At 66.2% G+C, this 8,292-nt stretch carries 4 protein-coding genes, 1 other RNA gene and 2 pseudogenes; 4 read left to right on the plus strand and 3 right to left on the minus strand.

The window, feature by feature from the left end:
- Window positions 1-75: 75 nt before the first annotated feature.
- Window positions 76-1,023 carry an L-histidine N(alpha)-methyltransferase gene (egtD, locus tag ACFE7U_RS16710; RefSeq protein ID WP_375410842.1) on the minus strand — a complete coding sequence of 316 codons (948 nt, stop codon included), beginning with the start codon at window positions 1,021-1,023 and terminating at the stop codon, window positions 76-78.
- A 13-nt stretch (window positions 1,024-1,036) separates the two neighbouring features.
- A complete protein-coding gene (locus tag ACFE7U_RS16715) occupies window positions 1,037-1,981 on the minus strand; it encodes a methyltransferase (RefSeq protein ID WP_375410843.1) in 945 nt (314 codons plus the stop codon).
- A gap of 304 nt (window positions 1,982-2,285) precedes the next feature.
- Between ACFE7U_RS16715 and ACFE7U_RS16720 the strand changes: the two genes are divergently transcribed.
- Together ACFE7U_RS16720 and ssrA are read left to right on the plus strand one after the other, a co-directional pair.
- Entirely contained in the window at window positions 2,286-4,295 is a 2,010-nt protein-coding gene (locus ACFE7U_RS16720) for an OPT family oligopeptide transporter (RefSeq protein WP_375410844.1), read from the plus strand.
- Window positions 4,296-4,358: 63 nt separating this feature from the next.
- Window positions 4,359-4,652, plus strand: a transfer-messenger RNA (tmRNA) gene (gene ssrA, locus ACFE7U_RS16725).
- Between the two features lie 253 nt (window positions 4,653-4,905).
- Here ssrA and ACFE7U_RS16730 read toward each other — a convergent pair.
- Window positions 4,906-5,277: a hypothetical protein gene (locus ACFE7U_RS16730; RefSeq protein ID WP_375410845.1), complete on the minus strand. Its 372-nt coding sequence runs from the start codon at window positions 5,275-5,277 to the stop codon at window positions 4,906-4,908.
- Between the two features lie 715 nt (window positions 5,278-5,992).
- Between ACFE7U_RS16730 and ACFE7U_RS16735 the strand changes: the two are divergent.
- Both ACFE7U_RS16735 and ACFE7U_RS16740 read left to right on the plus strand, forming a co-directional pair.
- Window positions 5,993-7,477: pseudogene (locus ACFE7U_RS16735) on the plus strand (PAS domain S-box protein).
- A 521-nt stretch (window positions 7,478-7,998) separates the two neighbouring features.
- Window positions 7,999-8,292: pseudogene (locus tag ACFE7U_RS16740) on the plus strand (hypothetical protein); the annotation flags it as partial.

The following is an 8,292-nucleotide window of genomic DNA, read 5'->3' on the forward strand; positions in this document are numbered from 1 at the left end:
GGACGAGACCGAACGTCCTGCGGATCTCGGCCTGCGGCGTGATCAGGCTGTAGAGGTTGCACATCCCTGGCGCGATCAGGCGCGCAGGAGGTGCAGGCTGAACAGACCGTCCGGGTCCAGCCAGACCCGCTCAGGCTCCCATCCGCTCCGCTCGGCCAGCGCACGCAGACGATCGGGAGCGTATTTGTAGGAGTGGTCCGTGCGAAGGCCCTCGCCCGCTTCGAACGCCAGGACGTGGCCGTCGAGGTGGTAGAGCGCGGCACGGCCGGCGACGAGCCGGGCCTCGACCCGGAACGGGTCGTTCCGGATGCCCACCGCATGCTGGAAGTTGTCGAGGTCGAAGTCGGTGCCGAGCTCGCGGTTCATGCGCGCCAGCACGTTCCGGTGCAGGGCCGCCATCAATCCCCCGCAGCCGCCATAGGCCTCGATCAGTCGCGCCTCGTCGAGGTTCGGATCGACGCCCACGAGCAACCGGCTCGGCCCGAGCGTCGCCCTGGCGCGCCCGAGGAAGCCGGCGACCTCATCGGGTGGGAAGTTGCCGACACTGGTGCCCGGAAAGAAGCCGAGCACGTTCGCCCCGGTGAGGTCGAGGGGCAGCGTCAGCGGCTGCGAGTAGTCCGCGCAGACCGGGACCATCTCGACCTGCGGGTAATCGGCGGCGAGCCGTCGCACGGAGGCTTCGAGGTAGTCGCGCGAGATGTCGACCGCGACGTAGCGGGCGGGCGCATCGAGGGCGTCGAGGAGCGTGCGGATCTTGCGGCTCGCTCCGCTGCCGTACTCGACGACGGTGGCGCCGGGTCCGACCAGGGCGGCGACGTCGCGCGCCACGCCGGGCAGCAGCGTGGTCTCTGCGCGCGTCGGGTAGTACTCGGGATGATCGCAGATCCGGTCGAACAGGACCGAGCCCGGCTCGTCCCACAGGAACTTGCCGGGCAGCATCTTGGGCCGGGCCGTCAGGCCGGCGATGGCCTCGCGCAGGAAACCTGCACGCTCCCGATTCGCCTCGGTCTCCGTCATCGCCATGGACCCTTCTCGCTCAGAGCGGCCGTGTCGCGGTCAACACGACGAGGGCGAGACGCTCCGCCTGGGCATAGGCCGGATCGTCGAGCTCCTCACCATAGGCGTCGGGATCGAACTCGCGGTAGGACGCGTCGAGACCGGCCTTCCGGCACGCGGCCATGGCAGCTTCGCGGAACGGGTCGTCGCCCTCGACGATCGCCGCGCCGGTGAACAGGACGAGCGAGCCTCCCGGCGCCAGTCGTTCGGCCGCGGCCTCCACGACGGCCAGCGACAGGCCTGCGCCGAGCGTACCCCCGCCATGGCGGTAGGTGCGCTCGCCGGCATCGAGCATGAAAGGCGGGTTCGAGACGATCAGGTCGAAGGAACCCTCCATGGCATCGAGCAGGTTGCTGGCGCGGGCGATGAGGTTGGAGACGCCCGCGAGCCGGGCGTTGAGCCGCGCCGTGGCGAGGGCGGCCTCGTTGATGTCGACGAGGACGACCTCGGCTCCCGGCACTCGCTTGGCGATGGCGATGCCCGCCGCTCCCGAGCCGCAGCCGATATCGACCGCGCGCCGCACCGGGTTCGTCCGGCGCTCGATGTGGCCGATGACGGCGCCCACGAAGCGGATGGTGTCGGGGCCGAAGAACACCGCGTCGGTGGCCGTCGGCGGGTAGGCGGAATGGACGAGCAACTCACCGTCGAGGCTCGACAACCGGATCGTCGGCCGCCAGCCCGAGCCGTCCCGTTCGACGATTCCGGCCCGGCGCATCGCGGCGAAGAGTTCGGGGGGCACGACATCCTCGCGGAACGGCCGGCTCCAGCCGAGCACGTCGCGCAGGTTTCGGGCGCCGGCATTGCCGGGCCGGGCGTTGATCCGCGCATGGGTCGCCGGGGTCACCGTGGTGAAGTGATAGCCCGTCCCGCGCACCATGCCGACGAAGTCGACGAGCGCATCATTGGTCTCGGACGACCCCATCATGCCCATACCGGATTCGATCGATGACGAAGATGCATATGCGCGCTCTCTGCAGCTGGGACCCATTCGAGACCTGTGACGATCGCCGCCTCTCGCTCGGGCCACGGGAGTCCGACGGCGGTGCGACATGAAGGACTGGACGAATCGGCTCGTCCGGGTCGAACAACCGAAAGAAAAGCCGGTTGTTCCGGGAGGTTTCGATCCCCGCGGGCAGCGTTAAACCATGATAGTTTTTCACGAATCGACACTGCGACCGCGCTTCCCGCATCCCTGTCGATCCCGCCTCGAACCGGTCTGAGGCCAGCGCGTGGACGCACGAACTCCCCTGTCGCAGCACGCGTCGGAACTGACGTTGCGTGGCATCCTGCTCGGAGCGGCCGTCACGGTCGTCTTCATGGCGGCGAACGTCTACATGGGCCTGAAGACGGGGATGACCTTCTCCTCGTCGATCCCCGCGGCGATGATCGCGATGGGCTGCCTGCGCGTCTTCGGCGGCCACAACATCCTCGAGAACAACATCGTGCAGACCCAGGCCTCGGCCGCGGGCACCCTGTGCAACGTCATCCTCGTGCTGCCCGGGCTCGTGCTGATCGGCTACTGGCAGGGCTTTCCGTTCTGGCAGACGAGTGCGGTCTGCCTGTTGGGCGGCCTCCTCGGCGTCGCCTACTCGATCCCGCTGCGCCGCGCGCTCGTGGCCGGCAGCGGCTTGCCCTATCCGGAAGGCCGAGCGGCGGCGGAGGTGCTGCAGGCCGGGGACAGCAGCGACGGCCTGCGCACGCTGCTGGGCGCTACCCTGGCGTCGGGGGCGATCGGCCTCGCCACGAGCGGCTTCAAGCTCCTGGCCGAGGGCGTCCATACCACCCTGAGCCTCGGACCGGCCCTGTTCCGTGTCGGCACCGGTTTCTCCCTGGCGCTGGTCGGCGTCGGCTATCTCGTGGGGATCGGCGCCTGCCTCGCGATCCTCACCGGGGCGGTGATCGCCTGGGGCATCGCTGTGCCGATCCTCACCGCCATGGGGGGAGCCCCGGCCAGCGCGCCCGACGCCGCGGCGGAGGCGGTCTGGTTGGGCCAGGTCCGCCTGATCGGCGCCGGCATCATCGCAGTCGGCGGCGTCTGGACGATCGCCTCGCTGTCCTCGCCCATCCTGGCGAGCATCCGCGACGCTCTCGCGGCCGCGCGCGCCTCGCGACGGCAGGGGTCGTTGCGCGACCTGCCGCGGGAGGAGCGCGACATTCCGATCACCTGGGTGGCCGGGATCGCCGCGGGGCTCACCCTGCCGCTGGCCGGCCTGTTCGTGTGGTTCGCGCACGGTGCGGGGCTCGGTGGTTTCCACCCCCTGCTGGCCCTGGCCGCGACCTTGTTCGTCGTGCTCTTCGGTTTCCTGATGGCGGCGGCCTGCGGCTATCTCGCGGGCCTGCTCGGCTCGTCGAGCAGCCCGATCTCGGGCATCGGCATCCTCACCACCATGGCGGCGGCACTGCTGTTGCCCCTCCTCGTCAGCGAGGCGGCCGGGCCCGAGGGGAAGCGCTTCGTCGTCGCCATGGCGCTTCTCGTCGCCGCCGTGATCGTCACCATCGCGTCGATCGCCAACGACAACCTGCAGGATCTCAAGACCGGGCAGCTCGTCGGGGCGACGCCCTGGCGCCAGCAGGTGGCCCTGATGGCCGGCGTCGCCATCGGCGCCGTGGTGATCGCGCCGCTGCTCGGGCTGCTCTACCAGGCCTACGGCTTCGTCGGCGTGCTGCCGCGGGAGGGCATGGAGGCGGGGAACGCGCTGCCGGCGCCGCAGGCCTCGCTGATGGCGCAGATCGCCCGCGGCATCGTCGGCGGCGAGCTTCCCTGGACCATGGTGCTGATCGGCGTCGGGCTCGGGATTCCCCTGGTCGGGCTCGAAGCGTGGCTGCGTCGTCGCGAGGTGACCTTCCCGGCGCTGACGGTCGGGATCGGCATGTACCTGCCGCTCTCCGTCGAGGTGACGATCGCCATCGGTGGCATCCTCGGCTGGCTGAGCGAGCGGTCGATCCGCGCGCGCGCGCGGTCGCGCCACCGTCCGGTGGACCGCGCCCTGGAGGAATCTCGCCGTCGCGGCGTGCTGCTCGCCGCGGGCTTCCTCGTCGGCGAAAGCTTTCTGGGCGTGCTGCTCGCGGGGGCCGACGCCCTGCTCGGAGGCGGTTCGAGCCTCGCGCTCGCCGGCCCCGGCTTCGCGCCGGCCGCCGCCTGGATCGGAGCCGGCGTCTTCGCCGCCGGCCTCCTCGTCTACTATCGGATGATACCGACCGATGGGATTTCTGAATCGACGGGGTTGGCGGACCTTTAGAGCGTTTTCCGTACCGTCTCGATGACCGTCGACGAAAGCGCCTGGACCGATGCCAGCCTATCCGCTAGTTTGAAGCTGCGGTTGATGACCGGTTCATAATAACGTTGCAGGACCCGGGGGGCAGTACCTCGGCGCCTCCACCATAAACGCATCGTGATGCGCTTTTGATGGGGGCGAAATAGGATCGACTGGACGGTAAAGGGATCGCGAGAGCGCCGGTAAGGATTCGACCGGTTTGGCGTAGGCTCTGCCTATTCCAAGCATTTGGCCAAAACTCTAAATGCCAACGATAACGTTGTCATGGATGCCCGCCTCGCGGCGTAAGCATCTTGCGGTAGGGTAACCGTCGAAACAGAACCCGGAGCTTCGGCTCCGGGACCCACCCTCCTGTTATCCGCGAGCGTGTGGGTTCGACTCCGCCGATCTCCTCAACCGAGTGAGACGCGTCTCCACATTCGCTCGATCCTAGGATGGGCTGTCATCACGACGGCGATGGCCCCCAGCGTTCCGGCAACGACGATGAATGCGAGTTCGATCATCTCCGACGCATAGCCCACGCCAGGTGCAGTGAGGATGTGACGCCCTGCCGTGAGACAGCGTGCCTCAGAGATCACATCAGGGCCGTTCGTCGACGGCTCAGAACCCGGCCAAAGCCCCGACTGAGACCATACAGGACAAGCCCGCAGAGGAATGCCAGACCGGACGACCTGAGATCCGGCATCCCTGAGACGGTGCCCTGCTCGATCACCCGCAGACCCGAAGCGCTCACCGCTTCACGAGATGGCACGGGTATGCCCCCCACCATTGTCAGGCGCCGGCATCGAAGGACCGGATTGAGCGGGTCGATGCCACTGGCACCGCAGGCGGGCAAAGGCCGCGCCTCCCAGACGGCCGTTCCCGCAAGGACGAGAGCGAACAGCAAGAAGGGCGCGGCCAGCAACAGGCCGATCCGATGCGACCAGCGTGGGATGCGCGTCATCACCAAGCCCTTCCATTCGTCATATCGACCGCGCTCATACCTTCACGGCATCGCCCGCGCCGATTCTCGATTGCGCCATCCACGCCTGGCGAACCGCACGCGGCCTGGATTGGAACAGGCAACTCGTTGCCGCACGGGTCGCCGTATGCCGCCGCTGAAGGAACGATCCGTCTGCCCGTGTCGTAGGAGCCATCGGCGCCGCAATCGGAGCATACCATGCGTCCTTCACTCGTCCTCGCCAGCATCCGCCTGACCACGTCACTGTCCGTCGCAGCTCTGGCCCACCCTGCTACTCCCGAACCCGGTCCCACGGTCGCGCCAGATGCGACAACGCCGAAGGCCCAGTTCGCCGTGGCGGGGCGTTTTTTTCGTATTGAGCCCGTCGGTTAGCTCGCGGAAGCGCCGTGCTGCCCGAAAATTGGAAGCGCCTTGATGCAACTCAGGGAATGACTTCGCCACGCTCCATGCCACCATAAGTCAAAGAGGAGTAACAGAGTTAACCGTCTGCCCTGCTGATAATCACTGCGCGGAGCATCTGGGTTTGCCAACACCATCCAACTCTTTGGCCCGCAAGATTCGTGCTCCGATTTACTAAGGCTTTCTATCAAATTCAACCATTGGGTTTTACCTTCCTTCGTGTCCATTGGCACTTCGTCGGTGCCGGGTAGGCGGATTGAGCGAAGCCGAGCTGACAAACGGCGCTTAGATGGAGCTGATGATGTTCGGTGGTTTTGATAGAGCTGCGACGCGTGAAATGCAGGCCAAGCTCGCAGCGCTGGACAAGTCGTAGGGCGTGATCGAATTCGAACTTGATGGATCGATCATCTCGGCTAACAACAATTTCCTGAGCGTCGTTGGCTACGCCCTGTCGGAGATCGTCGGCAAGCACCACAGCTTGTTCGTCGACACCATGCTCCAGAACAGCAGCGAGTATGCTGCGTTCTGGTCCAAGCTACGGGCAGGCGAGTTCCAGGCGGGGCAATTCAAGCGGATCGCTAAGGGCGGCAAGGAAGTCTGGATTGAGGCCTCCTACAATCCGATCTTCGATGGTGGCGGCCGCCCCTATAAGGTGGTGAAGTTCGCCACCGACATCACGCGTCAGAAGGCCGAGGACGCCGACCGGCACGGGCAGATCGCAGCGATCAGCAAGTCGCAAGCCGTCATTTCCTTCAACCTTGACGGCACGGTGCTGGAGGCCAACCAGAACTTTCTTGGGGCGCTGGGCTACAGCTTGCCCGAGATCGTGGGCCGGCATCACAGCATGTTCGTCGACCCAGCCACAAAGGACAGTCGCGAGTACGCCGAGTTCTGGACGAAGCTGCGCAACGGCGAATATCAGGCCGGCCAGTACAAGCGCCTCGGCAAAGATGGCCGAGCGGTTTGGATCGAGGCCTCCTACAACCCCATCCTGGATGCCAGCGGACGTCCCTACAAGGTGGTGAAATTCGCCACCGACGTTACGGCGCAGGTCACGCTAATGGCCGACCTGAAGCAGCTGATCGAGCGAAATTTCGGTGAGATCGATACCGCGATCCTGCGGTCCAATCAGGAATCCAGCAAGGCGACACAGGCGGCTGGGATCACCTCGGACAACGTGCAGACGATGGCCGCGGCCGCCGAGGAACTTGCGGCCTCGGTGAGTGAAATCTCGCAGAGCATGATCAAGGCCCAGGCGGCGACTGACGAGGCTCATGCCCAGGTCGGCGCCGCGGGCGAGTTCGCTGAGAAGCTGACGGCCACAGCGACGGCCATGAGTGGGATCATTGGTCTGATCCAGAACATCGCCAGTCAGATCAATCTGCTGGCGCTCAATGCCACGATCGAGTCCGCGCGGGCCGGCGAAGCGGGACGCGGCTTTGCCGTCGTGGCGCAGGAGGTCAAGAACCTCGCGAACCAAGCGGCCCGGGCGACCGAGCAGATCTCGACCGAGATCGATAGCGTCCAGGCAGTCTCGAAGCAGGTGGTCGGCTCGCTTGATACGATCCAGGGCTCGGTCGAACGGATGCGTGATTACGTGGTCAGCACTGTGGCGGCTGTCGAAGAGCAGAGCGTGGTAACACGTGACATGTCCTCGAACATGCAGGACGCGGCGTCCGCGGTCAGCGCGATTGCTCAGAACGTCCTGACAATCTCAGGATCAATCACGAACGTCTCGCTCGCGGTGACGACGACCAAGGAGGCTGCCCGCGCGCTTGCCCGCTGAGGCTAAGCAAACAGGCACCCGTCTAAAGAGAGTCAAGTTCGGCGAACGCGTCATAGGGTTAGTCTCATCGCCTCAGCTCCGCCGGCATGCGCCGCGCGGGGCTTTGTCCTGTTCACCTGAGTGAATGCGGGTCGCCCATGGCGTGTCATGCTCGCCGTGTCGAGCGTTCCCCCTCGACGCGGTCGCGTCGGCGGCATTCGATCCCCATTCTGGGGCTGACGCGACCGCAGCTCATGGGATTCACTTGCCCCGCAGCCTCACGGCTTGCGGGGTCTTTCGTAAAATGAGCGACCCATAATCAAGATGCGGTCCCAAGAATGCCGCCTGCCTTCCCGCCGTGCTCGTTGTAGAACATCCGCTCTTCCCGGTCGGCGGCTTGACCGTCTCGGGCCGCGCATCCTTGCAGGTCTGGCCCTTCTCGGGCGCGTCGATGCCGTGGAGCCGGACGCGGGTGCCGCGGACGTCGAGGGTATCCTCGTCTACGGCACTGGCGCGGACGAAAGGAAGGATGACGCGCGGAGTTGCTGGAGGGGCTCCCGCCTCAGCAGCGGCCGAACCCATTCAGCAGCGTCGAGCACGCGTTCGATACGCTGAAGGCCGCTAAGGCATGGCTCGGCGGAGCGGACGTGGTCGAGAGCCTGAGCACCGTTAGCGGGAGGTACGCTCGGCCACCCGGCGCTCTCGGTCGGAGGCTCGAACACAAGGCCCTGACACCGTGCAGCGATACGGACGGCAAACCAGGGCAGCTCTTCTTCTGCGCCAGCGCAACGCTGGAAGAAACGGCCACCGTAGAAACGAGAACGGCCACAGAAGTC

Source organism: uncultured Methylobacterium sp. (assembly GCF_964251405.1).
Classification (GTDB): domain Bacteria; phylum Pseudomonadota; class Alphaproteobacteria; order Rhizobiales; family Beijerinckiaceae; genus Methylobacterium.

What these genes read in the sequence shown, in the direction of transcription:
- ACFE7U_RS16715 (WP_375410843.1), bottom strand. Translation starts at nt 1,981, where the DNA reads ATGATGGGGTCGTCCGAGACCAATGATGCGCTCGTCGACTTCGTCGGC.
- egtD (WP_375410842.1), bottom strand. Translation starts at nt 1,023, where the DNA reads ATGGCGATGACGGAGACCGAGGCGAATCGGGAGCGTGCAGGTTTCCTG.